The organism is Streptococcus infantis, assembly GCF_047464155.1.
In the GTDB taxonomy this organism is placed as follows: domain Bacteria; phylum Bacillota; class Bacilli; order Lactobacillales; family Streptococcaceae; genus Streptococcus; species Streptococcus infantis_U.
In genome coordinates this window covers 104,930-129,345 of record NZ_JASHCL010000003.1, presented here as the reverse complement: position 1 = coordinate 129,345, position 24,416 = coordinate 104,930, and the positions used below count along the sequence as shown (strand labels likewise).

The window sequence follows — 24,416 nt, the reverse complement described above, 5'->3', positions numbered from 1 at the left end:
CTAATCTCCTAATGTTATTTTTATTTTCTGTAAATCTTTTAAAGCTGTATTAGAACGAACACTTTGTTTTTTAACAATTTCTCCTGTACCTTCAAATTCAACTTCAAGATTCAACCATTTAGCAAAGGTTTCAACATTTTTCTTAGACCAGCCATATAAGTCAGGCATCTCTTCTACCTTGTCTGAAAGGAGTAAGATTTGCTCATTAGCGTCTAGATTTGTTCCTTCTGCCACTGAACTGTCCTTGATTTTTGTTCCTGAACCGATAACGATTGGTTGAACAAGATTGCGTCTCAGTTCCTCTGCCATATCTCCCGGACTATAGTCCTTGGTCGCTGGCATTGCATAACTAGTTGTTGTCGTAACTTGATCCAGATTTTTAGCTGTAGACTGAAGATTAAGAGATTCTTTCATAGCCGAAGCTCGCTCCAAGATAGGGTTCGCAAATTCTCCAAACCAAGGGGTAGAAAAGTGTTCTGGTTGTTGAACTGTCACGTAAAGAATAAAGTCTGGATTTTCAGAAGGATGCATGGTTACTACAGAAAAGATATAATTGGTTTTCCCAACTAAATATCCTCCGTTTTGCTCATCGGCAATTTGAGCTGTTCCAGATTTGACAGAAACATTCTGACCAGGAACAGTAATTACTGGTTTATTATCATTACGATTATACATGGTCCCATAAATAGGGTCTGTACCAACCAAAATCATGTTTTCCCTAGTCAAACTAGCCGCTTCTTTAGAAACAGGATTCCCTACAACCTCCCTTTGTGATTTACGAACAGTCTGATCATTTGGATCATAGAGGGCACTAATAAACTTCGGTTCTAGCATAACCCCATCATTCGCAATGGCTGTGAAGGCACGAAACATCTGAGTTTGGGTAACAGAGATACCTTGACCAAAAGCACTCATGGCAATATTAACAACGTTATCTGCAGGTAGTTGTCCCGCATACTCATCGGGCATTCCAAAACGAGTTGGAACTCCAAACTTGAATCGATTAAGGTATTCTAACCAAGTAGCATCCCCCATTTTTTGTTGGAGCAAGGTCATACCGACATTACTAGAGTGAGCAAATCCCTGCGAATATGTCATCATGCTTCCTGATGACAAGCCATCATTCACATCCCAGTCCTTAATAGTTGCATCCGCTATTTTTAATTCGCTACTATTGAAGTATTCTCCTCCATTAAAGGTCTTATTATCAATAGCTGCTGCCAAGGTCATCACTTTCATGGTTGAACCCGGCTCATAATTACTTTGATATAAAATATTTCGCCAAACAAAGTCATCCGTTAAGCCTTCTTTTGTATTCGCATCAAATGTCGGTCTTTGAGTTGTGGCAAGAATTTCTCCGGTCTTGGCACTAACCAAGGTCGCATTCATATACTTGCCTTTTAGTTTTTCTTGGAAGGCATCCATTTGACTTTCCATAAAGGACTGCAAAGGACTAGATAGGGTCGTATAGACGTCTTTCCCGTTTACGGTCTGTTGGGTGACTTGTTCTGTACCAGGAACAATATTACCTAGACGGTCTTTTTCATAAGTAATAATACCATCTGTCCCTGCCAATAAACTATTTAAGGAACTCTCGATACCCGATGTCCCAATTAGACTTTTCGTGCCATCTTCATTTTCATGTAACTGTGCTAAACCAATAAAGGATGAGGCAAATTTCCCATTTGGATAACTTCGATTTGGACTAGTCGTAAAATTAATACCCTCAACCTTAGCAGATTCTAAGTCCTGTTTAATGGACATCATATTAGCATAGGTAATCCCATTCCCTTTAGCACCAAAAGAAACCTGTTTGAGATTTGGTTGAGAGAGTTGATTTTTGACGTAAGTCTCCTCCATATCTAAGTATTTATGAAAAATTTCTGCCACTTTGTTGTACTGAGATTCTTCTACATAAAGAACATCACCATTAGCGGACTTATATTCTTTATCTATTACAGCATAAACATTATAAGAGGTCGCATCTTCTGCTATGGGAGTTCCATTACGATCATAAATGGTTCCTCTTTTAGCAGGAACAGTCAGAGTCGTTTGATGAACTTTATTTGCTTCTTTAACCAGATTGACCCCAAATTTTGTGCCTGTACCAATAATCACCGCAAAATTAACCAAAAAAACAGCAAATAGAAAGACAGCCAATAAGCTCAAATTCTTTCCTACTAATCTGCGGTTTTCCATTGGAGATTTACGATTCTTAATGGCAAAGCGTATGATTCTTTCTTTCCAGGATTTCATATACTACTCCGCCGATCGAATATTTTCATTATTCAATTGCAAGTCTTGTGAATTTGCAATTCCGGTCAAACGTTCTGATCGGATTAATTCGTTAACTTCTTGTTTGGCATCATCTAGCTCTGTCTTTTTTTCTTCAATTTGTGCATTGACTCTTGTCAAATCACTCTGGACCTGAAAAAGTTTTGTCTGCATATAGACTACACTAATTGCTAAGACAAGGGCTGTGATGGCAATTGAAAAGTAAAAGGCCTTTTCAACACGTGAAAATTTTTTTATACGAGCTTGTAGCAATTGGCTCGTTGTTCCTCTGTTTTCTGCCATTATTTCCTCTTACTTGTGAATTTTTCTTGCCACTCGAAGTTTGGCCGAGTGGGAACGATTATTGGCTTCCAATTCTTCTTTGCTTGGTAAAATCGGTTTTCGAGATACCAATTCCATTTTGGGCTTGAGATCGTCTGGGATGAAAGGCAAACCTTTAGGAACTTCAACTGTGGAAGCTTCCTTAAATAACTGTTTAGTCAAGCGGTCCTCCAGCGAATGGAAGGTAATCACTGATATTCTGCCATCTAGAGCCAGCATATCCATAGCCTGCTGGATTGATTCATCTGCAGCACCCAGTTCATCATTGACCTCTATACGGATAGCTTGGAAAATTTGTTTGGCTGGGTGGCCTTTTTTCTTGAGCTCCTTAGCAGGCTTAGCAGATTTGATAATCTCTGCCAATTCCGTCGTGGTCTCAATCGGTTTCTGTTCACGCGCCTGTTCAATTTTTCGAGCAATCTGTTTGGAAAACTTGTCTTCTCCATATTTGAAAAAGATTCTTACCAAATCATGGTAGTCGTAGTGATTAACGACTTCATAAGCGGTCAAACTAGCTTCCTGATTCATGCGCATATCCAGTGGTGCATCCTTCTTATAGGAAAAACCACGTTCACGCTGATCTAACTGCGGGCTTGACACACCTAAATCATAACAAATTCCATCAATTTCAGTCACACCTAAGTCATGTAAGCGGTCCTTCAAATGACGGAAATTATCCTTGATGAAGGTGACCATGCCCTTTTCAATGTAAGGCGCCAAACGTTTTTGTGCATTATCAATAGCGTTTTGGTCCTGGTCAAAGGCATATAAATGCCCCTTCTCACTTAACTTACTTAATAAATACTCGCTGTGTCCTGCTCCTCCCAAGGTCGCATCAACGTAAATACCATCAGGTTTTACATCTAGCATATCAATGGTCTCATGGAGCATGACCGTTACATGATGAAATTCTTTTGTCATATCTTATCTATTTTACCACAAATCCGACTAGCTTGCACTCACTAAATTCAACCGCTTTTTTATTCCTTATATTCAACAGGTTTCTCGGCTACTTGAGCTAACGCTGAGCCTACTTCTGGATTCAAGTGATGATGAACTGCTTCAGCCACTGCTCTTGGTATACCAACGGCGACAATCTCATCCACACTGGCTTCCTTGATTTTTGTCAGAGATTTAAAATATTTCATTAAATTCTGCTTGCGTTTTGGGCCCAAACCTTCAATTCCATCTAATTGAGAAGAGAAGGAATTTTTAGAACGTAGTTGACGGTGGAATGTAATCGCAAAGCGGTGAACTTCATCCTGAATGCGTTGTAAGAGGAAAAATTCTTGAGAATTGCGAGACAACTCTACCACCTCAAGCGGGTCTCCAAAGAGTAATTCATGGGTTTGGTGCTTATCATTCTTTTGCAGACCTGCGATTGGAATATCTAACCCCAACTCTTCTTGAATGACCTGTTTAGCGATATTAACCTGACCTTGGCCACCATCAATGACAATCAAATCTGGCGGGGTCAAGCCATCACGTTGAACGCGTCCATAGCGTCTGCGGATAACCTCACGCATACTAGCATAGTCATCTGGTCCGACCACAGTCTTGATTTTATACTTACGGTAATCCTTCTTGCTAGGTTTTCCATTGACAAAAACAACCATAGCAGATACTGGACTAGTCCCCATAATATTGGAATTGTCAAAGGACTCGATACGGACTGGAGTTGGAATCTTGAGCAATCGTCCTAAGTTTTCAATAGCCCCTTGGGTCTTTTCAACCGATTTCTCCAACAGATTAAACTTCTGCTCAAGACTGACACGAGCATTTTTGATAGCAAGATTGACCAGTTGTTTTTTCTCCCCGCGCTGGGGTTTAAGAACCTTGGTATCCACCAAAGCCTTGACTGCTTCTTCATCAATATCCTGAGGAATCAGAATTTCATTGGGGACCAAGTGAGATTTTTCTTGATAAAACTGTCCCACATAGGTCAAGAAATCCTCGTCTGGATCGTTGTAGTATGGAAAGAGATTGACGTCGCGTTCAATTAGTTTACCTTGACGGACAAAGAAAACCTGAACGCACATCCAACCTTTTTCTACATAGTAGCCAAATACATCACGATTTTGAAGATCTTTTGCCATGACTCGTTGCTTAGTTCGAAGGGTGCCAATGGCCTGAATCAAATCACGGTATTCCGCTGCACGTTCAAACTCCATACTTTGGGCTGCCACTGCCATTTTACCCTTGAGATCATCGATGATTTTGTCATCCTGTCCTTTTAGGAAGTCAGAAACCTCCTGAGCCATAGACTTGAAATAGGCCTCATCTTTCTGACAGATGGTGTGGGCCATACATTGCCCGATGTGGTAGTAAAAACAGACTTTAGAGGGCGAGTTGGTACACTTGCGAAAAGGGAAAATCCGATCCAATAGCCGTTTGATTTCATTGGCTGCCCCCACATCCGGATAGGGACCAAAGTAGAGTCCTCCGTCCTTCTTGACCTGACGGGTGATAATCAAGCGAGGATAGCGCTCATTTGTGATTTTGATAAAAGGATAGGACTTATCATCCTTGAGCATAATATTGTACTTAGGCTTGTTTTCCTTGATTAGGTTGATCTCCAAAAGAAGGGCTTCAATATTAGACTCCGTCACAATAAACTCAAAATCTACAATCTCAGATACCAGGGCTTCTGTCTTGGTATCATGGCTCCCGCGGAAGTAGGACCGCACCCGATTGCGCAGATTTTTAGCCTTTCCTACATAAATGATAGTGCCGTTTTTATCTTTGTGAATGTAACAACCAGGGCTAGTCGGCAAGAGCTCCAGTTTTGATTTAATCAAGTTATTCATAGTTCCATTATAGCAAAAAGCCCCCTGTATTGCTTAAATCAGAGAGCTCCAGTTTTCTTTGAAAATCAGTTATTCTCCAGACTCATATAGCTCTTGAACTGCTTTTACATCTTGAGCTTGGATACCATAATAGGACCCCACTGGTTGCATAACCGAAACTTCATTGGTGTGTTCCAAACCAATAGCATGGCCTAGTTCATGCTCTGCTGTATGCAAGATACGGTCATCCGTATAGCCATAATTTGGATTAGATAGATAGTAATGATTCAAACGAACGGTTACGGAAGTGAATTGTTTGGTTAGGAGATTTGTTTGACTCTCTGCCTCGCCAGCAACAGCTGTCGAACCATCGTTCATTTCGGTAGCGAAAATATTGGCCTGATCCGGTTCGGTTACAATTTCAAAATGAAATGCTCCAGTCTGATTCCAGTTAGCAATAGCTTCAAGATAGGCCCTTTGGAAAGTCGCATCCATTTGAGGATCGATATAGATAGTCGCTTGCGCCTTTGGCCATTTTGCCCCTGAACCTTGATGATTATCGGTCTGAGACAGACCTTGTAATTTACCAGTTTCTTGCCATTGTTGCCAACCTGCTTGGCCGATTTGAACCACTTTGCTAACTTGATTTAAAGTAGCAGGTAAATCACCTGTCACATACCAGAGAATCCCAAAAGTGATGAGAATTAAGAGGATAAGTGTCCATACAAGGCGCCAAAAAATGCGTAAAATCCCTAATAAAAATCGACATAACACACGAATAATCCAGCCCATAATTGCCCACCTTTCTAAAAAATAAGAACCCATCTTTAAGCCATGGATCCCATTCTAAAGATAGGTTCTCTATTTTACTGAAGAAAACTGAAAGAAAGCTAAAATTAAAACAAGCGTTCTTCCAAAACGAAATCAATTGGTAAAGTAGCCAAAAAACGTTCCAATTGTTTTTCCCAATAATACCACTCATGGGTTCCTGCACTGTGGCTATAGGTCACATCGAAACCAAGTTTCTTCAGATTTTTAACCGCCAGATTATTGGCAGAATAGAGATAATCTTGTTCCCCACACCAAACCCAGAGCTTGGTTTTCTTATCAGACTTTTTAGCGAGTGTTTCAAGTGAGTAAGGACTATTCACCCAATCATTTACTTTGCCAAAAACACCTCTCCAGTAGGAACGCGTCCCTAAATCTTGACTCTCAGGAGAAAACTCCTCGAAACTAAGTGCCCCAGAAAAGCTAGCGGCACGCGAGAAACGGTCAGTTGACAGTGCCAATTTAAAGGAACCGTAGCCACCCATTGATAAACCAGCAATGAAGGTTTTTTCTCGCTTACTTGTCATATTAGGAAAGAAGCGTTTGAGCACCTTAGGCAATTCTTCTGCTAGAGCTGTATAGTAGTTATAGCCATACTGAGTATCTGTGTACCAGCCATTACTTGTATTTGGCATGACAACAATCAGATTGGTCCCTCGTAGCAAGCGTTCTACATTGGTCCGCTTGAGCCAACTATTGTGGTTTCCAGACATCCCGTGAAGTAGGTAGAGAACTGGGATATCTTTACTGTTTGGCTCTGTCACCCGAGATGCATCAGGATAGAGAACATTTACACCCCACTCCATATCTAAAACTTCTGAGTAATACTCAATCTTCATTACTGCCATAACTTGCTCCTTATTCGTTTGAGATAAGAAAAAGCCGAAACTCGACTTTCTCTACTGTTATTTAATCCTTATTTTGCTTCCATGACTACTGGTAGGATGGCTGGACGACGCTTGGTTTGGTCAAAAAGGAATTTTGCCAAATTATCACGGACCTTCCCTTTAAGATCAGCCCAGTCAAAGTCCTCACCTTGGAGGTAATCTTCAACTGTTTGGTTCACCAACTCTGTACTTTCACGTAAGATATCACGACTCTTTTTAAGATAGACGAATCCACGCGTATGTACTCGAGCTTTAGCAATGATTTTCTTCTCACGACGGTTAACAGTGATAGCTACGATAAAGATACCATCTTCTGACAAGACCTTACGGTCACGAAGAACAACGTTCCCAACATCCCCAATGGCATTACCATCAATCAAGACATCTCCTGCAGCAACGGCACCAGATGGAACAAAGTCTCCATGCTCATAAGACATGGTTGTCCCTTTTTTAGGGATAAAGATACGCTCTGGTAGCATACCAACCGCCATAGCAGCCTTGGCATGAGCATCCAACTCACGGTATTCTCCCTGGATTGGGAAGAGATACTGAGGTTGCAAAAGATTAATCATCAATTGAAGATCACGCGCATTCCCATGTCCTGATACACGCAAGCTTTGAGTAATCGGTTTAACGACACCACCTGCTTGGTAGACCATGTTTTCTACACGTGCCATCACAGCTTCTTTAGCGATTGATGGCGTTGTAACGATATAAACCAAGTCTCCATCCTTGATTTCAACATAGCGGTGACGACCGATAGACATCTTACGGAGTCCATTAATTGGTTCACCCATACGTCCAGTTTCAAGGATAATTAATTCATGATCCTCGAAGCGAGACATATCTTTGGGTTTAATCAAGAGACTTTCGTTAGCCAATGACAATTTTTTCAAGCGAATGGCTGTACGAACGATATTTTCAATATCAAATCCAGTCAAAACAACGCGACGACCTGTATCTGCGGCAGCGTCAAAGACCTGCTGAATACGAGAAAGGTTACTTGCAACAGCCGCTACAATGATTCGTCCATCCCAATCAGAAATGGTTTGAGTAATTTCATCACCTACTTCACTTTCGCTGGCCACTTGAATATTACTGTCTGCATTGGCCGAGTCACTTAGAAGAGCTAAGACTCCTTCACGACCGATTTCTGCTAGACGTCCAAAATCAGTTGCGTAAGATTCACTAGCTGTTTGGTCGAATTTAAAGTCACCTGTATAAACGATGTTGCCTTCAGATGTTTTCAAGACAACACCCAAACTTTCAGGAATAGAGTGGGTTGTGCGGAAGAAGGAAACTTCAGTACCACCAAAGTCGATTTCTGTATTTTCATCAATAACATGGAAATCATCGAATTTTTTAGCACTATCATTTCCCTTAACAAAAAGCTTAGCAAGTTCGATGGTCAACTCTGAACCAAAAACAGGAACTTTCACTTCTGACAAGAGGTAAGGAAGTGCTCCAATCGCATCCGCATGCCCATGTGTTAAAAAGACACCAGCAATACGGTCGCTGTTTTCAAATAGATATTCCATATTTGGAATAACGACATCGACACCCAACTGCTCATTTTCAGGATATTTCAAACCTGCATCTAAAACGAAGATAGAGTCGTTAATTTCTGCGATGTACATGTTTTTACCATTTTCACGAACACCGCCCAAAGTTGTTAATTTAATATTGGTCATTTTCCCTCCGAAGTATTACTATAACGTGTTTATAGAGTCTTCACAACTCTCTTTTTTTTTAAAGTCCAATATACTTTTATCCGAATCTTTTCCTCTCATTATACCATTTTTTTACTAATTTTCAAAATGAATCTTACAGATAATCGCACTTCAACCATCTCTTTCCGTTCAATAACGGACAAAGCAGCACTAATTATAGGATTAAATGGGACAATTGGTGCTCCCATCCTGTTTAATCTTCAAATAAGTCAGCAACATTATAAAGTACTTCGCAGTCACAGTAGGCTCCATTTGCCTCTAAAAATCCCAAAATCACTTCAACTTCTAGATCACGCCCTTTTAGAAAGGATCTAGTCAAGGTAAAATCAGCAGGACAAGTCAGCGACTCTAACTCCTGATCCAAAAAATCAAACAAATCTAAAAAGGTCTCCCTTGGTATCGGTAAACTAGCTTCAAATTCTTTCTTCTGTTGTTGCTTATACTCTGCCAGTAATTTCTTTTTCTTCTCTTTATCCATTTTCTACTCCGACTAACTTCTCTGGTACTTTTGATACTAATACTCAATGAAAATCAAAGAGCAAACTAGGAAGCTAGCCGCAAGCTGTACTTGAAGTACGGTAAGGCGACGCTGACGTGGTTTGAATTTGATTTTCGAAGAGTATAACTTTCTTCAACAAGGTTCAAAAGTCCTTCACTCTTCTCATTATAGCACTAAATTCCTTTCATTGATGTAGTTTTTGTTAGTAAACAAAAAGAGTCAGCAAGCCAACTCTTTCGATCACTATTCATTTTTTTTCATCAAGAAATCATAGATTTCCTGTACTGTACCTAGAGCCATCATTTCTTGGTCTTTAACAGTTTGTTTGAGATTTTGATAGATCTGACTTTCAGTAATATCCCTCTTTTCCGCTTCTTTATTTACTCTCATCACACCATTCTCAATTGTGACAAAACCAAGTTCTTCAAAAATCTGAATCATCTTAACTAGTAAAATTTGCTCAATTTTGAGATAGGTTGATAAGTCCTTGAGTTTGTAGCGAATATCAAATTCTGGAAACTGGTAAATCGTCTTATAAAGCTTAGCAAATTGGTCTCTTGTCCCATAACCTGTCAAATAGTAGGGTTTATCAATATCGTTTTTAAAGTAAATAGCTGAGAAATCATGTTGCTGGAAGATGTCTTTAAGAATAGTGATGTCTTCTGGAAGATTTTTGACCGCAACCGCTAGACTTTTAGAGATATCAGGCAATTCTCCTGAAAAATCAAGTACGGGTACTCCATCTGGCAGAGCAGCGCTCTTACTACGAATATTAAAGAGTTGAACACCATCTACACGAGCATCTACCATCATCAACTGGAGGGTTGTTTGGCCATTCCATTGGTTAACGGAAAGGGTAACTGCCAATTCCAGTTGTTTGGTCTGCGCAAATTCTGTCGCTTTCGACCCTTGACCAAAAGCAACCACTTCAAAGTTCGCATTCCCTTTGGATATTTTCAATTTCAGATGACTATCTCCCGCTCCAATAGAACGAGCATTTTCAACTTGAAAATCTCGAATATAAAAGACAGGTTTTTGATTGTCCATTCCAAAAGGAGCTAACCGTTCGAAACTTTTAACTGTATCTAAACTCAAATTTTCCAAATCTAGTTCTTCGTCTAGATATAATCTACTCTTACCTTTGGCATCTATCCCTTTATCTTTTACATAGGTTTCTAAAATTTCTGACAAGGCATCTAACTGTTCAACTTCGAGCGTCATACCTGCGGCACCTGCATGGCCACCAAAAGCGAGAAAGATAGAACGATGCGGATCCAAGGCTTCAAAAATATCGACAGCTTCAATACTCCGCGCACTTCCCTTAGCACGACCGTCTTCAATATTCAGAACAATAACTGTCTGCCCTAATTCTTCCAACAAGCGACCAGCTACAATCCCAAGCACTCCTGGGTTCCAGCCTTCCTTGGCCAAAACTTGAACGCTTTTGTTAGGATCAACCAAACTCTTAGCTTCTTCATAGATAGCCTGAACGATTTCCTTGCGTTCTTCATTTTTTTCTTGAATCATGAGGGCAATTTCATGCACCTCTTCATCATCAAAGCCAGTCAGTAAATCAATAGCTGGATTGGGATCATCCAAGCGCCCCAAGGCATTCAAACGTGGCGCCAACTGAAAACCAACTGTTTCTTCTGTAAGGTCACTACTAGCAATTCCTGCAATTTCAAAGAGTTCTTGGAGGCCTAGTCTTTGGGTATTTCGCAAAACTTCTAGACCATATTGAACCATGATACGATTTTCATCCGTCAAGCTGACCATATCCGCAATCGTTCCAATGGCAACCAAGTCAAGCAACTCAACCTGCACTTCCTCCAAGAGGGCACAAGCTAGTTTAAAAGCAACGCCACAACCTGCTAAATGTTTAAAAGGATAATTTGCTTTTGGGTGCTCAGGATGGACGATTGCATAAGCATCTGGTAAAACCTCTGGCATGGAGTGGTGGTCTGTCACAATGACGTCCACGCCCATAGACTGAGCCAAGTCAATAGCCTCATGCCCGGCAACACCATTGTCCACCGTCACAATCAGAGACACTCCCTGCTGCTCGATAAAATATTTGTAGACACTAGCATTTGGTCCGTAACCATCTGTAAAGCGATTAGGGAGATAGACCAGACACTCTGCACCTAATTGTTCCAAACTCTCCTTGACAATCGAAGCCGAAGTCATCCCATCCGCATCATAGTCTCCATAGACCAGAATCAATTCCCCTCGCTCAATGGCCTGGCGAATACGATCAACTGCCTTATCCATATCATGTAAGAGATAAGGATCATGTAAATCTTCCAAAGAAGGTTCTAAAAATTTCTTCAGGCTGCTTTCATCCCTGATTCCTCGTTGATACAACAAACAAGCGACTTCAGAACTCAAGCCTGCACTCTTGGCTATTTTTGTAAAATCCGCATCCTCAACCTGCGGAGAAAATTGCCAATTATAAGTAGGAATTATCACTCAAACATCCACTCTTTCTTACGATTCTATTCATTTATTATAACACGATTTTTAGTTTTTCTCCTGCTAATCTGACCACATCCCTTGCTAATTTTTTAGGTCACTTCAGCTAACGCTTAGCAGGCTTCGTAAAGCAAAAAACACCTAGACTACTAAACTTTTCAGTTCAGAAATTCAGGTATTCCTTATTTTAACATTTATTCTTGAATTCTTGCTTCTGCATCTGACACTAGTTGGGCTAGACTAGTTTGACCCAACTCCTGCTCCATTGCCATCTGAATCTTATCGAGTTTTTGATCTAAAACCACATGAATATTGGCTCCAACTGGACAATTTGGATTTGGATTGTCATGAAAACTAAAGAGTTGACCAGTCTTTCCGAGGCATTCAACAGCTTGATAAACATCTAAGAGACTGATATCTTCGAGTTTTTTGATGATTTCTGCCCCTCCAGTCCCACGCGCAACAGAAATCAAGTTCGCTTTTTTCAGTTGGGACAAGGTTTTACGGATAATAACAGGATTGACTCCTACGCTGCTAGCTAGAAAATCACTGGTTACTTTATTTTCCTTGCCTTCAAGGGCAATGATAACTAGCATATGGGTTGCGATGGTAAATCGACTTGAAATTTGCATGCAGTCCTCCTTTTTCGTTAACTAAGCTCATTCTTCTCTTATATTTATTATAGCTTCTATAGTTGTAATGTCAAGAGTTACGACTAAGCCAATCATCCAATTCTGCATCATGCCCTTGATTTTGTGCAATTTCATGTAGCAAGTCCTGATTGTGAGTATGGTGAATTCCATTGACTATGCTTTCATAGTAAATTTTATAGTAGGGCAACTGTAACTCTCTAGCCAGCTGCAATTCTGCTTCAACATCATAATCAACACGACGAAAGTCGATATCTCTCAATCCTTTGTCATCAAATTCCAAAATCATATACTGGGCTCGCAAGTCCTCGCGCAGACTTGCTGACAAGAAGAATGGTTGCCCAATCGAACCTGGATTCAAAATGAGTTGTCCACCACTCCCATAACGTAGAAATTGCTGGTGGATATGTCCATAGATGGCAATATCGCAGTCAGGATTGGTCACCAAACGGTCAAAATCCTCCTGCTTCCCAAGATGAATAAGTTCTCTTCCCCAATTTTTATCTGGTAAATGATGGCTTATCCCTACCTTCAGATTTCCAAACTGGCGGTGGCTGTACATAGGAAAATCCTGAAGGGCTTCAATCTCATCCAGACTAATTTCCTCCATGATATACTGACATTGACGCAAGAGATAGCGATGACTGGGCCTACTTGTATCTAATTTTTGATGAGCAGCTCGCCACAAACTCTCTTCCCAATTCCCCAAAACTCGAACCGTTATTGGCAAACCTTCCAATTGGTGAAGAATGTTTTTTCGACCGGTTCCTGGCATGAGAATATCTCCCAAAAGCCAATATTCCTCAACTCCTGCCTTTCCCGCATCTGCGAGAACTGCTTCCAGTGCTCCTGTGTTGCCATGAATATCTGAAAGTACCGCAATTTTTGTCATATCAATCCCTCTTGTTTTCTCACATTTAATTATATCACTCTCAAAACCAAAGTCAAAAAGCCTCTTTTTACTATCATGTTTTACTTTACTTTTTTAGTGAAAAGGATTACAATGAAGGTGATAAGAAATGAGGAGGTTTTTGCTATGACTCAACGTTACGAAAACATCATGGTAGCAGTCGACGGTTCTAAAGAAGCTGATTTGGCTTTTGTTAAGGGAGTTCAGTCAGCAGTGCGTAACCAGGCTAAACTAACCATCGCCCATGTCATTGACACTCGTGCTCTTCAAAGCATTTCAACATTTGATGCTGAAGTTTATGAAGAGTTACAAGTTGAAGCCCAAGACTTGATGGCAGAATATGAAAAGCGTGCAAGAGACGCTGGTCTTACAGATGTTCAAGTTGTCATCGAAATGGGAAATCCTAAAACACTTTTGGCTAAAACAATCCCGGACCAAGAACATGTTGATTTGATTTTAGTTGGTGCAACAGGACTTAACGCCTTCGAACGTTTGCTTGTTGGATCTTCATCAGAATATATCCTACGCCATACAAGCGTTGACCTTCTCGTCGTTCGAGACAAGGATAAAACTTTATAAACCAAAAATAAAAGGAGCATCTGCTCCTTTTATTTTTGGTTTTCTCTTTCCTTATGACGTTCATAAGCCTTGATTTGGCGCTCTATTTCCTTTTTGATTGCAGGCTCTGGAGCATACTTTTCTTTCCAGTTATCTGGTTTCAAGATTTTGTGGGTTACTGGATCAAAATGAGCCTTACCATCTGGGAAGATTTTACCCATGTTTGCTTGATGGACAATCTCAAAGATTCTCTCTGGGTCTACCCCCATCAAAACAAAGCTTCCATAAGTAAAGTAGAGCGTGTCAATCAAAGCATCCACTTGACCAACGAGGGTTTTCTCAGCTGGTGTTGACTGAGATACTTTTTCGGCAGCTATATCAAGTGCTTGGTGTAAATCCTGCACAGCTTTTTGGAATTCCTCCTCAGAATTGCTAGCAGCACGGACAAATTCAACTAACTCTTCAATCTTAAAGCCAGCACGGTGGGTGGCCCCTTCTAAATCCCAAGCTATAGGTTCTTCTTGGGTTCGCTCGTCCATCATACGATGGAAGGTCTTGACCTTGTTGAAATGATAGTCACGACTGACAAAGACTTTTTCAGAAGCCAAGACTCCAAAATATTCCAAAGCCTTGTGAATCCCATCATCTTGGTTGCTAGCAGTAATATGCTTAGCAACTTCTTTTACGCTGCTACTACCATTTCCCATGGCAACAGACATACCAACACCAGCCAACATTTCCAAGTCATTATCTGAGTCCCCAAAGGCCATGACTTGATTGAGGTCAAAACCATACTCTTTCCCGACACGACGGATACCCTCTAACTTGGAATTTCCTTGATTGATAATATCGGCCGCGAAAGGATTACTTCTGGTAAACTTCAGATGGTTTAGTTCTTCAGCAGCATGGTTTGTCTCCTCAGGTGTCATCAGCATGAGGACCTGATAGATTGGTTGGTTGATTAAGTCCAACAAATCATCTTCCTTCTGAGGAAGAGCCTTACTGACCATGCGATTAAAGGAATGACTAACAGTACGAGTCAAAAATTTAGGTACAAAACGACTGACTAGCTGTGAAAGAGGACTGAGTCCAAAGGACATAATCCTAGAACCGACAACGTCTTGTCTCGTTCCCATGGCAATCTCTTTTCGATTTTCCTTGGCATAAGAGATGATTTGTCTGAGACTTCTCTTATCAATAGGGCTAGCAAAAAGAACGCGGTCTTTGTTAAAGATATATTGGCCATTGTATGTCACTGCAAAATCTAGGTCCAAATCATCCATCAAATCCTTAACAAAAAAAGGTCCTCGCCCCGTCGCTACTCCAACAAGTACCCCTTGTTCTTTCACAATCTTGATAGCTTCTTTAGTGGACTTCAAAACACTCTTACTGTCATTTACAAGCGTTCCATCTATATCAAAAAAAACGGCTTTGACTTCCATCCTATCTCATTCCTTTCTTTTATGATACAATGATTATACCACATTTCAGAAAAAGTGAGTGAATCATGACTAAGAAAATCCTTGTTTTACATACCGGTGGCACTATTTCCATGCAGGCAGATGAATCTGGAGCTGTAAGGACTAGTGCTGAAAACCCTATGAATCATATCTCTAATCCTCTCGAAGACATCGAAGTCCATTCCTTGGATTTTTTCAATCTACCAAGTCCACACATCAAACCTAAACATATGTTGGCCCTATACAAAAAAATAAAACAAGAGGCATCGGCCTATGATGGTGTTGTCATTACACACGGTACAGATACCTTAGAAGAAACGGCTTATTTCCTCGACACCATGGAGGTGCCTCATATGCCTATCGTTCTGACAGGTGCTATGAGATCTTCCAATGAGCTAGGAAGTGATGGCGTCTATAACTATCTTAGCGCCCTACGTGTTGCTAGCGATGACAAAGCTGCTGATAAGGGCGTACTCGTAGTGATGAACGATGAAATTCACGCTGCCAAATACGTCACAAAAACCCACACTACAAATGTTAGCACTTTTCAAACACCAACTCATGGTCCACTTGGACTTATCATGAAGCATGAGATTCTCTACTTCAAGACTGCGGAACCTCGTGTTCGTTTTGACCTTGAGAGCATTCAAGGGTTGGTCCCTATTATCCCTGTTTATGCGGGCATGACCGATGAACTTCTCGATTTACTTCCTGTTAACCAACTAGATGGATTGATTATTCAGGCTTTTGGCGCTGGAAATGTACCAAAGGAAACAGCTGAAAAATTAAAATCTCTCAGTCAAGCAGGACTTCCTATTGCACTAGTCTCACGTTGTTTCAATGGGATTGCAGAACCTGTTTACGCCTACGAAGGCGGTGGTGTTTGTCTTCAGAATGATGGTGTATATTTTGTAAAAGAACTAAACGCTCAGAAAGCGCGGCTAAAGCTCCTCATTGCAGTTAATGCAGGACTTAAAGGTGACGAGCTCCGAGCATATATGGAAGGATAAGAAAAACCCAGGAAATCAGTTAGATTCCTGGGGATTTTTATTACTTTTTGCGAGTTGATTTGCGTTCTGTCAAACCGTGAGGGAGAAGAACTTCACGTTCCTCCAATTCTTCCTTATGCATAATCTTCGTCAACATACGCATACTGATCGCACCAAGGTCATACAAGGGTTGTGCGATAGTTGTCAAATTTGGTCGAGTATAGCGTGCGATTTGAGAATCATCACTTGTAATGATTTCAAAGTCTTCTGGTACTGAAATGCCATGGTCAGCCAAACCATTCAAGAGACCTGCCGCTAATTCATCACCCGTCACAATAGCTGCTGTTGCTTTAGAAGAAATCAAGCGTTCTGCCAAGGCATAACCATCGTCATAGCGATATTTTGATTCGAATACAAGACCTTCACTATAGTTGACTCCAGCTTCTTTCAAAGCTTCCTTATATCCAACCAAGCGAACCTTACCATTGATATCATCAACTAAGGGACCACTCACAAAAGCAATCTTTTTGTTACGTTTCAACAAATGGCGAACAGCATCCGCAGTAGCATTCTTATAGTCAATATTGACACTTGGAAGCTGGTGTTCTACATCCACTGTTCCTGCAAGAACCACAGGAGTGCGTGAACGTGAAAACTCTGAACGAATCTTCTCTGTCAAATGATAGCCCATAAAAATAATACCATCGACTTGTTTTGAAAAGAGTGTGTTGACTACTGCTACTTCTTTTTCATCATCCTCATCGCTATTAGCAAGGACGATGTTGTATTTGTACATTTCGGCAATATCATCAATCCCTTTTGCCAGAGCAGCGAAATAAGTATTTGTGATATCTGGAATGACAACACCAACAGTTGTTGTTCGTTTGCTTGCCAAGCCACGAGCTACTGCATTGGGACGATAGTCTAGGCGTTCAATAACCTCTAGAACTTTCTTACGAGTGTTCTCTTTGACATTCTTATTACCATTGACTACACGACTGACTGTTGCCATTGAAACTCCTGCTTCTCGGGCAACATCATAAATTGTTACTGTATCATCTGTGTTCATACCGTTTCCTTTCTAATGTTGAAAATTTTGTTTTCATGTTTACACCACTACTAGTTTACCATTTATTGTAAGCATTTTCAAGGAATATATAAAGTTTCTTTGAAAAAATTTTACTGTAAATCATATTTTTGTAAATCAGTTTACTTTTCTTGATTTTTAGGCCAGTTTGCAGTATGATAATAAAAAATTAAGTAGGAGGTATCAATGGCTTTTACGGATTCACATAGACGTTGTGCCAGCTTTGGTGTGGTAACCAATCTCCCAGACGATGTCATCGACTCAATCTGGTATATTATCGATCATTTTTTAAAGCATGTATTTGAACTAGAAGATGAGTTAGAATTTCAACTTTTAAACAGTAACGGTTCCATCACCTTCCGTTTTTCAAGCGAGCATCTACCTACAACGATTGACTTCGATTTTAATCATCCCTTTGACCCATTGTATCCACCGAAAGTACTTGTTATGGATATGGACGGCAAGGAAACTATCCTCCTCCCTGAAGAAAATGACCTATTTTAAAAACTCTAGCCTTCTGACTAGAGTTTTATTTTTTTTAATAAACAGAACAACTGACTACGATGCCACTCGGTTTTTTAAATTCTAAATCAAGATAGTCCTGATAAGTCCCAGGAACGATAAAACCTTGGGGACTCAGGATATCTGTTCCAGCCTCCCCAACAATAGAGTCGGCTAATAGAACACAGTTGGTACTGAGAACAAAGTAGGTTTTAAATTTAGATGATGTGAACTTATAGAGTGTCGCATCAGCCTCGTGTTTCAGCTGATAAGAGTAGGTATGTTTGACCTCTCCTTCCCTTCTTTTCAGCAGTTGTGAACTTGGCTCCCAAGGTATCAAGAGGCTTTCTATCTCTCTCAATCGTTCTTCGATGGCTTTTTTCTGTTGTTCAGACAGGCTTAAACCATAGGCGAATAGGGTTTTCTGGCTTTCTCTCTTACAAAGTTCAATATATTTTTCACGATTAGCCTTAAATAATACTCCGTCACCGATTGTCCCAAACAAGCGCTCTGAGTGAGGGTCATAAGAACCGTAGGAAATAACCTGACCTTGGTAGCAAATATCTACATGGCCCATGGCCAAGAAGAAGGATGATTCTGAAGTATGGATGAAAATTTCTAAGTCAACAGATTTTTCATTTTTTCTCTCCAAATGCACTTCGTTTTCTTCTACCTGATGAGTAGATAACCTTTCATTCCATCGTCGTAAGGTACTGATGGGAATCAAGGCTGTCATAAATATAGGCAGGGTCATTCTCATTCTACGCTTGAGCTTAGGATTGCTTCTCCCTTTTTCAAAAAAGAATCCATCCCTGACACTGCTTGCCCCCAACATGATCAAGTAAAAACCAAGTAAGAGCAATTCAAAATTTGTCGCATCATGAAAAGGGGAAATACTATAGAGACCAAATCCCATCATCCACAAAGCATCAAATAAATAATTAATCCTCGGATGAATATGATTTTTCCGGTATAGCAACCAGGTAATCAGACTGATTAGACCTGTAAAAAGCTGATAACTTCCAATGATAACAACCAAGAGATAGAGAGCTATCCCTTGCAAGATGACTGAGTCAAATAGAATGACTGCAAGAAAGAGCTTGGCTAGAGTTACAAATATATTTTCTCTACGGGACTTTTCTTGAAACCATCGCGTCAATAGTTGCCAAACTGCCGACAAGAAAAAGTAGGCCATCAGGAGTTGGTAACCCAGTATTGGAACTACCTGCCCAAAACAAACCAAGAGAAGGCCTAAGACAATAGCTACAAGACCTTCCCCTATACTTTTCCATTTACTATAAGTTTCAGAAACCTTGGCCATTTTCTTTCTCCAATTGACGATATAAGTGACGTATCGGTTGCCCTAGCACTGGATGGATAAAATGAGGTGCTATTTCTTGAAGTGGCTCTAGGACAAAGAGGCGCTCAGCGATATAAGGATGAGGTAAGATGAGGTCATCTGTATAGATAACTTGATCCTCTACAAAGAGCAAGTCCAAGTCAATCAAGCGAGGTCCCCAATGCACTTCTCTAACCCGACCCATCTCTGATTCAATACTTAACAAAGTATTTAACAAGATTGGCGCCGGCAACCAAGTTTCCACCTCAATGACTTGATTAGCAAAACTATCTTGCTCGACTCCGCCCCATGGCTCAGTTGTAATCACACTGGACTCTTTGAGAATACGAATATCTCTAGCTCGCATTTTTTCAATTGCTTGCTTGAGATTAGCCGTCTTATCCCCCATATTGCTACCTAGAGCAATAAAGGCTCTTTGTTTGCGACGATGGATGGTCACTGAACAGGTGTTTAGCGGTAGATGAATAGGCGCCCAAGGTTTTTTTAGTTCCAGTTTAATTTCTTGAACGAGAGGGTAGGTCTCAAAAGTGCGTTCTACTAGTTTGTAAGCTACTGTTTCAATCAAGTCTTCACTTACTTCCTGAAACCAAGTCGTCCATTGCTGACAAAGTTCTCCATAATGGATAGAAGACTCCAAGTCCAACTCCGTCGCAGCCTTGGTCATATCATAGGATAAGCTAGCTGAAATGACAAACTTTTGCCCTAATTCCTTCTCACTAGGGAAGAGTCCATGAAAGGCGAAAACTTCCAGATCCTTAATGCGCAATTGATCCATAACTAGTCCTTTCTAGAAAAATCTACTTAAAACAGATTTCTTATAGTCCCATCAAACGGTATGCTTGATCTCGGAGGTCTTTATCCGTTTCAAAGACTCCACGAGCTACTGTTGTCAAGGTTGCAGTTCCTGGTTTTCGGACACCTCGCATACTCATACACATATGCTCTGCTTCAATCACAACAAAAGCTCCCTTAGCTCCTAGGTATTCCATCAAGGCGTCAGCTACTTCGATATTCAAGCGTTCTTGAATTTGTGGCTTTTTAGCATAAACTTCAACTGTACGTGCAAGCTTCGACAAACCTGCTACACGGCCATCTGGGATGTAGGCGATATGAGCTTTCCCATAAAATGGCAAGAAGTGGTGTTCACACATGGTATGGAAAAAAATATCCTTTTCCACTACCATATTGTCATCAATAATCTCAAAGGATTTTGACAAGTGTTCCTCTGCAGTTTGACCAAGTCCTGAAAAAATCTCTTGATACATACGAGCTACACGAGCAGGTGTCTCCTGCAATCCCTCGCGGTTGATATCTTCACCGACTGCTTCGATAATCATTTTTACAGCCGTCTCAATCTTTTGTGTATCCATTCTCTAGTTTTTCCTCTCCATTAGATAGGCTCGCACCTGGCTCAAGAAATATAAGGAGCCCGTGATGATCCTAACTGTTTTTTCCTCTTCATTTTCTGGTTTTTTCTGATCTAGAAATGCCTGCCAACTTTGATAATTGAGATTTCTAGAATGAGCTGCTTGTCTGAGCACCTCTTCGGCGGTTGCTCGTCCATCATCAAAGTGCGTTAGTGTAAGCTCAGTATCTGGCAAAGTCTCTAATAAATCTAACATGTCCTCCAAGGCCTTGGTTTTTATACATGTAAAAAGTATCTCCTTGTGATAATCAACAAAGCGTTCTTCTAAAGCTGCCAACAAAGCCTTGATGGCATGAGGATTGTGGGCCCCATCCAAAATCATCAAGGGACTTCTAGAAACAACTTCAAAGCGTCCAGGCCAGCTTGTTTCTTCTAAAGCTTGAGCCACTAAAGCATTATCTGGTAATTCTCGACCAGTCGCTTGGCAATAGCTATCTAACAAGGCCAGAGCCATCCCAGCATTCTCTACCTGGTGCAAACCCAGCAATCCTGTCTGAAAACGACCTTGTCTTTGTGGACTTGTATAGTCAAAGACTTCTCCCGTCCCCACACTCTCTTGATGACTGACTTGATAATCTCTTCCATAAACAAGCCTAGAAGCCTCTTTCGCTTTCGCGATTTGGTTGATAACTGCTAGGGCTTCTGGGACAATATTCCCTGTTACTAAGGGAACTCCTTGTTTGATAATCCCAGCCTTCTGTTCTGCGATGGATTCCAAGCTATCCCCTAGTAGAGCTACATGGTCCAACCCAATAGTCGTAATACCTGTTAAGATAGGCTGGCAAACATTGGTGCTATCCAAAAGTCCGCCCATACCTACTTCCATAATAGCCACATCGACTCGTTCAGAAGCAAAATAATCATAGGCTATAGCAGTGATAATCTCGAATTCTGTCGTTCCTTGTAATGCTTGAGCGTACTCCCCTTCAAGTAGTGAGCGATATTCCGACATTAAGACTTCTAGTTTAGCTTCTGGGATAGACTCTCCATTAATGGCAATCTGGTCGGTATAATGAATCAGATAGGGAGAGCTAAAGACACCAACTCTTAGCCCCATCTTTACCAGCATACTTTTCAAAAAAGCTATGGTAGAGCCTTTGCCATTGGTTCCACCGATGTGGATAACCTTGAGCTTGAGATGGGGATTGCCACGTAGGGCTAATAGCATCACCATTCTCTCCAAACCAAAATGCGGTTGGTCTGTCCGGTAGTTAGTTATCCACTGATTCGTTTCGTTTTTATTCATCTTACTTATATTGTTTCAAGTTTAAATTTTCTGCATCATCTGCTAGGCGGATAGCAGACGCAATTTCGACTGCCATCTTGTGACTGACTACATCATGCACACGCACCACTTCCACACCCTGTCTGGCAGCAATACTGGTTACATGAGCCGAAGCAATATCACGATTTCGGAAACCTACTTCTGTAGCTGGATTGACTTCAAATCCATTTTCTTCAAGAATATTGATGACAAATCGTTTACGAGAGACTCCCAAAAAGATTGGATAGCCCATCTCGTGAAGCTTATCAAGGTCACGTAGGAGAATGAGATTTTCCTTCTTTGTCAAACCAAAACCAATCCCCGGATCCAGCATGATATTTTCTTTTGCAATACCAGCTTCCTTCGCTCTTGCTAGAGAACGGCCAAAGAAAGCTGTCATCAATTCTTCTACTGGAAGTTGTTCAAACTCTTCCAGGTCTTTATCTGTAAAAGTCTGACCAAATCCAAAATGAGGGAAGATGAGCGAACTAGGGTGCTGAGGGCGTGCCATAACTGGATTAAACATGATGACCACTTGAGCTCCTGCTTTAGCAACCACTTCCGCCATGACCTTATCCCCCATAAGACCAGTAATGTCATTGACTATATTGGCACCAGCCTTTAAGGCTGCTTCTGCCACTTGACTCTTCCAAGTGTCGATCGAAATCAGGACATCACTTTCTTGACGGATAGCTTGAATGACTGGAACGACACGTTGGATTTCCTCTTCTATCTCAACGTAGCTACTTCCAGGTCGAGTAGATTCACCACCGATATCTAAGATAGTAGCACCTTCAGCTATCAATTTTCGAGCCTGTTTTAAGGCTTCTTCAATAGCAAAAAATTGGCCCCCATCAGAAAAAGAATCTGGGGTGACATTGATAATACCACAAATAGCTGTTTTAGTAAGATTCCCTCTTTTTTCCACGTTCATCACTCAAATTTCATTTAGATTGGTATTCCTCTATTTTACTGTTTTTTTTGGATTCTGTCCAATTATCCCTCGGCACTCCTAAACTTTAAAAGAGCGCAAAAAAAGGAGAACCTGAGTTCTCCTTTTTAGGTTTTCTTATTTTTCAGTCAAAGCCGCAAGTCCTGGAAGAACTTTACCTTCAAGAAGCTCCATTGAAGCTCCACCACCAGTAGAAATCCATGAGAACTTGTCTGCACGTCCAAGGTTGATCGCAGCAGCAGCTGAGTCACCACCACCGATGATTGATTTAACGCCTGGTTGTTTCACGATAGCGTCCATTACACCGATTGTACCAGCTTGGAAGTCAGGGTTTTCAAATACACCCATTGGTCCGTTCCATACAACTGTTTTAGCACCAGTCAATTCTTGGTCGAATTTAGCGATTGATTTAGGACCGATATCAAGACCAAGGAATCCTGGGTCTACTGCTTCACCTTCAGTATCTTTCACTTCAGTGTAGTCAGCAAATGCGTTCGCTTCTTTTGAGTCAACTGGCAAGATCAATTTACCGTTTGATTTTTCAAGAAGAGATTTAGCAACATCCAATTTGTCTTCTTCTACAAGTGAGTTACCGATTTCGATACCTTGTGCTTTGTAGAATGTGTAAGTCATACCACCACCGATAAGAACTTTATCAGCTTTTTCAAGCAAGTTTTCGATAACACCGATCTTGTCTGAAACTTTTGAACCACCAAGGATGGCTACGAATGGACGTTCTGGAGCTTCAACTGCTTCTTTGATGTAAGCAATTTCGTTTTCAAGAAGGAAACCAGCAACAGCTTTTTCAACGTTTGCTGAGATACCAACGTTAGATGCGTGTGCACGGTGAGCTGTACCGAATGCATCGTTTACGAAGATACCATCTCCAAGTGATGCCCAGTATTTACCAAGTTCAGGATCATTTTTAGATTCTTTCTTGCCGTCAACATCTTCGTAACGAGTGTTTTCAACCAAGAGAACTTGTCCATCTTCAAGAGCGTTAACAGCTGCTTCCAATTCAGCACCACGAGTAACGCCTGGGATAAATTTAACTTCTTGACCCAATTTAGCAGCCAAGTCAGCAGCTACAGGAGCAAGTGATTTACCTTCTTTATCTGCTTCTTCTTTTACACGTCCAAGGTGAGAGAAGAGGATTGCACGTCCGCCTTGTTCAAGGATATACTTGATAGTTGGAAGAGCTGCAGTGATACGGTTGTCGTTAGTGATCACGCCATCTTTTACAGGTACGTTGAAGTCAACACGAACGAGAACTTTTTTCCCTTTCAAGTCAACGTCTTTAACAGTCAATTTTGCCATTAGATATGACTCCTTCTTTTTTTTTACGTGTTAATTATATCACAAAATCAATAAAAGAGATAGCAAAACCTTAAACTTTTCCCCTGAACCATTTCTCATTGGTAAATATAGAGAATCCCTCAAG

The 24,416-nt window shown here is 40.9% G+C and carries 22 protein-coding genes; 3 read left to right on the top strand and 19 right to left on the bottom strand.

Annotated features, from left to right (window positions below):
* The 11 genes from pbp2X to QM810_RS06790 form a co-directional block, all read right to left on the bottom strand.
* Positions 1-2,256, bottom strand: a complete 2,256-nt coding sequence (gene pbp2X / locus QM810_RS06840) for a penicillin-binding protein PBP2X (protein ID WP_414254315.1) — start codon at positions 2,254-2,256, stop codon at positions 1-3.
* A gap of 3 nt (positions 2,257-2,259) precedes the next feature.
* Positions 2,260-2,577 (bottom strand): cell division protein FtsL, encoded by a 318-nt coding sequence (gene ftsL / locus QM810_RS06835; RefSeq protein WP_178895443.1) that lies wholly within the window; start codon positions 2,575-2,577, stop codon positions 2,260-2,262.
* Between the two features lie 9 nt (positions 2,578-2,586).
* A complete protein-coding gene (gene rsmH / locus QM810_RS06830) occupies positions 2,587-3,537 on the bottom strand; it encodes a 16S rRNA (cytosine(1402)-N(4))-methyltransferase RsmH (protein ID WP_036754792.1) in 951 nt (316 codons plus the stop codon).
* Between the two features lie 59 nt (positions 3,538-3,596).
* Positions 3,597-5,423, bottom strand: coding sequence for an excinuclease ABC subunit UvrC (gene uvrC, locus QM810_RS06825; protein ID WP_414254314.1), 1,827 nt, complete (start codon positions 5,421-5,423; stop codon positions 3,597-3,599).
* A gap of 69 nt (positions 5,424-5,492) precedes the next feature.
* Positions 5,493-6,194, bottom strand: coding sequence for a matrixin family metalloprotease (locus tag QM810_RS06820; RefSeq protein ID WP_414254313.1), 702 nt, complete (start codon positions 6,192-6,194; stop codon positions 5,493-5,495).
* Between the two features lie 104 nt (positions 6,195-6,298).
* On the bottom strand, positions 6,299-7,078 hold the full coding sequence (locus tag QM810_RS06815; protein WP_414254312.1) for an alpha/beta hydrolase: 780 nt from the start codon (positions 7,076-7,078) through the stop codon (positions 6,299-6,301).
* A gap of 68 nt (positions 7,079-7,146) precedes the next feature.
* Positions 7,147-8,808 (bottom strand): ribonuclease J, encoded by a 1,662-nt coding sequence (locus tag QM810_RS06810; RefSeq protein ID WP_414254311.1) that lies wholly within the window; start codon positions 8,806-8,808, stop codon positions 7,147-7,149.
* A gap of 232 nt (positions 8,809-9,040) precedes the next feature.
* Positions 9,041-9,325 carry a DUF2695 domain-containing protein gene (locus tag QM810_RS06805; RefSeq protein WP_414254310.1) on the bottom strand — a complete coding sequence of 95 codons (285 nt, stop codon included), beginning with the start codon at positions 9,323-9,325 and terminating at the stop codon, positions 9,041-9,043.
* 264 nt (positions 9,326-9,589) lie between these two features.
* On the bottom strand, positions 9,590-11,815 hold the full coding sequence (gene recJ, locus QM810_RS06800; RefSeq protein ID WP_414254309.1) for a single-stranded-DNA-specific exonuclease RecJ: 2,226 nt from the start codon (positions 11,813-11,815) through the stop codon (positions 9,590-9,592).
* A gap of 197 nt (positions 11,816-12,012) precedes the next feature.
* Positions 12,013-12,450 carry an Rrf2 family transcriptional regulator gene (locus QM810_RS06795; protein WP_414254308.1) on the bottom strand — a complete coding sequence of 146 codons (438 nt, stop codon included), beginning with the start codon at positions 12,448-12,450 and terminating at the stop codon, positions 12,013-12,015.
* 70 nt (positions 12,451-12,520) lie between these two features.
* The gene (locus tag QM810_RS06790; protein ID WP_414254307.1) at positions 12,521-13,360 is read right to left on the bottom strand and encodes a metallophosphoesterase family protein; all 840 of its coding nucleotides are present in this window, start codon (positions 13,358-13,360) and stop codon (positions 12,521-12,523) included.
* Between the two features lie 144 nt (positions 13,361-13,504).
* On the opposite strand from QM810_RS06790, the gene QM810_RS06785 reads away from it, so the two are divergent.
* The gene (locus tag QM810_RS06785; protein WP_414254306.1) at positions 13,505-13,957 is read left to right on the top strand and encodes a universal stress protein; all 453 of its coding nucleotides are present in this window, start codon (positions 13,505-13,507) and stop codon (positions 13,955-13,957) included.
* A 29-nt stretch (positions 13,958-13,986) separates the two neighbouring features.
* On the opposite strand, the gene QM810_RS06780 is transcribed toward QM810_RS06785, so the two are convergent.
* The gene (locus QM810_RS06780) at positions 13,987-15,378 is read right to left on the bottom strand and encodes a Cof-type HAD-IIB family hydrolase (RefSeq protein ID WP_414254305.1); all 1,392 of its coding nucleotides are present in this window, start codon (positions 15,376-15,378) and stop codon (positions 13,987-13,989) included.
* 65 nt (positions 15,379-15,443) lie between these two features.
* Here QM810_RS06780 and QM810_RS06775 point away from each other — a divergent pair, with 65 nt between their 5' ends.
* The gene (locus tag QM810_RS06775) at positions 15,444-16,406 is read left to right on the top strand and encodes an asparaginase (protein WP_414254304.1); all 963 of its coding nucleotides are present in this window, start codon (positions 15,444-15,446) and stop codon (positions 16,404-16,406) included.
* Between the two features lie 40 nt (positions 16,407-16,446).
* Here QM810_RS06775 and ccpA read toward each other — a convergent pair whose 3' ends face one another.
* Positions 16,447-17,454, bottom strand: coding sequence for a catabolite control protein A (gene ccpA / locus QM810_RS06770; RefSeq protein ID WP_178895456.1), 1,008 nt, complete (start codon positions 17,452-17,454; stop codon positions 16,447-16,449).
* Positions 17,455-17,658: 204 nt separating this feature from the next.
* Here ccpA and QM810_RS06765 point away from each other — a divergent pair, with 204 nt between their 5' ends.
* Positions 17,659-17,976 (top strand): DUF960 domain-containing protein, encoded by a 318-nt coding sequence (locus QM810_RS06765; RefSeq protein ID WP_004251754.1) that lies wholly within the window; start codon positions 17,659-17,661, stop codon positions 17,974-17,976.
* A gap of 34 nt (positions 17,977-18,010) precedes the next feature.
* Here the strand turns inward: QM810_RS06765 and QM810_RS06760 are convergent, their stop codons facing one another.
* From QM810_RS06760 to QM810_RS06735, 6 genes are all read right to left on the bottom strand, one after another.
* Positions 18,011-19,294, bottom strand: a complete 1,284-nt coding sequence (locus QM810_RS06760; RefSeq protein WP_414254303.1) for a DUF308 domain-containing protein — start codon at positions 19,292-19,294, stop codon at positions 18,011-18,013.
* Entirely contained in the window at positions 19,278-20,108 is an 831-nt protein-coding gene (folK, locus tag QM810_RS06755; RefSeq protein ID WP_414254302.1) for a 2-amino-4-hydroxy-6-hydroxymethyldihydropteridine diphosphokinase, read from the bottom strand. Before folK ends, QM810_RS06760 begins: the two co-directional genes overlap by 17 nt.
* A 40-nt stretch (positions 20,109-20,148) precedes the next feature.
* Positions 20,149-20,703 (bottom strand): GTP cyclohydrolase I FolE, encoded by a 555-nt coding sequence (gene folE / locus QM810_RS06750; RefSeq protein WP_070677029.1) that lies wholly within the window; start codon positions 20,701-20,703, stop codon positions 20,149-20,151.
* A 3-nt stretch (positions 20,704-20,706) separates the two neighbouring features.
* On the bottom strand, positions 20,707-22,005 hold the full coding sequence (locus QM810_RS06745; RefSeq protein ID WP_414254301.1) for a bifunctional folylpolyglutamate synthase/dihydrofolate synthase: 1,299 nt from the start codon (positions 22,003-22,005) through the stop codon (positions 20,707-20,709).
* Between the two features lies 1 nt (position 22,006).
* On the bottom strand, positions 22,007-22,957 hold the full coding sequence (gene folP, locus QM810_RS06740; RefSeq protein ID WP_414254300.1) for a dihydropteroate synthase: 951 nt from the start codon (positions 22,955-22,957) through the stop codon (positions 22,007-22,009).
* Positions 22,958-23,092: 135 nt separating this feature from the next.
* Positions 23,093-24,292 (bottom strand): phosphoglycerate kinase, encoded by a 1,200-nt coding sequence (locus tag QM810_RS06735; RefSeq protein ID WP_414254299.1) that lies wholly within the window; start codon positions 24,290-24,292, stop codon positions 23,093-23,095.
* Positions 24,293-24,416: the final 124 nt, after the last annotated feature.

What these genes read in the sequence shown, in the direction of transcription:
- QM810_RS06820 (WP_414254313.1), bottom strand. Translation starts at nt 6,194, where the DNA reads ATGGGCTGGATTATTCGTGTGTTATGTCGATTTTTATTAGGGATTTTA.
- QM810_RS06775 (WP_414254304.1), top strand. Translation starts at nt 15,444, where the DNA reads ATGACTAAGAAAATCCTTGTTTTACATACCGGTGGCACTATTTCCATG.
- QM810_RS06760 (WP_414254303.1), bottom strand. Translation starts at nt 19,294, where the DNA reads ATGGCCAAGGTTTCTGAAACTTATAGTAAATGGAAAAGTATAGGGGAA.
- QM810_RS06735 (WP_414254299.1), bottom strand. Translation starts at nt 24,292, where the DNA reads ATGGCAAAATTGACTGTTAAAGACGTTGACTTGAAAGGGAAAAAAGTT.
- QM810_RS06815 (WP_414254312.1), bottom strand. Translation starts at nt 7,078, where the DNA reads ATGGCAGTAATGAAGATTGAGTATTACTCAGAAGTTTTAGATATGGAG.
- QM810_RS06745 (WP_414254301.1), bottom strand. Translation starts at nt 22,005, where the DNA reads ATGAATAAAAACGAAACGAATCAGTGGATAACTAACTACCGGACAGAC.
- folE (WP_070677029.1), bottom strand. Translation starts at nt 20,703, where the DNA reads ATGGATACACAAAAGATTGAGACGGCTGTAAAAATGATTATCGAAGCA.
- QM810_RS06805 (WP_414254310.1), bottom strand. Translation starts at nt 9,325, where the DNA reads ATGGATAAAGAGAAGAAAAAGAAATTACTGGCAGAGTATAAGCAACAA.
- ftsL (WP_178895443.1), bottom strand. Translation starts at nt 2,577, where the DNA reads ATGGCAGAAAACAGAGGAACAACGAGCCAATTGCTACAAGCTCGTATA.
- QM810_RS06765 (WP_004251754.1), top strand. Translation starts at nt 17,659, where the DNA reads ATGGCTTTTACGGATTCACATAGACGTTGTGCCAGCTTTGGTGTGGTA.
- folK (WP_414254302.1), bottom strand. Translation starts at nt 20,108, where the DNA reads ATGGATCAATTGCGCATTAAGGATCTGGAAGTTTTCGCCTTTCATGGA.
- ccpA (WP_178895456.1), bottom strand. Translation starts at nt 17,454, where the DNA reads ATGAACACAGATGATACAGTAACAATTTATGATGTTGCCCGAGAAGCA.
- QM810_RS06810 (WP_414254311.1), bottom strand. Translation starts at nt 8,808, where the DNA reads ATGACCAATATTAAATTAACAACTTTGGGCGGTGTTCGTGAAAATGGT.
- folP (WP_414254300.1), bottom strand. Translation starts at nt 22,957, where the DNA reads ATGAACGTGGAAAAAAGAGGGAATCTTACTAAAACAGCTATTTGTGGT.
- QM810_RS06790 (WP_414254307.1), bottom strand. Translation starts at nt 13,360, where the DNA reads ATGACAAAAATTGCGGTACTTTCAGATATTCATGGCAACACAGGAGCA.
- QM810_RS06780 (WP_414254305.1), bottom strand. Translation starts at nt 15,378, where the DNA reads ATGGAAGTCAAAGCCGTTTTTTTTGATATAGATGGAACGCTTGTAAAT.
- QM810_RS06795 (WP_414254308.1), bottom strand. Translation starts at nt 12,450, where the DNA reads ATGCAAATTTCAAGTCGATTTACCATCGCAACCCATATGCTAGTTATC.
- uvrC (WP_414254314.1), bottom strand. Translation starts at nt 5,423, where the DNA reads ATGAATAACTTGATTAAATCAAAACTGGAGCTCTTGCCGACTAGCCCT.
- pbp2X (WP_414254315.1), bottom strand. Translation starts at nt 2,256, where the DNA reads ATGAAATCCTGGAAAGAAAGAATCATACGCTTTGCCATTAAGAATCGT.
- QM810_RS06785 (WP_414254306.1), top strand. Translation starts at nt 13,505, where the DNA reads ATGACTCAACGTTACGAAAACATCATGGTAGCAGTCGACGGTTCTAAA.
- rsmH (WP_036754792.1), bottom strand. Translation starts at nt 3,537, where the DNA reads ATGACAAAAGAATTTCATCATGTAACGGTCATGCTCCATGAGACCATT.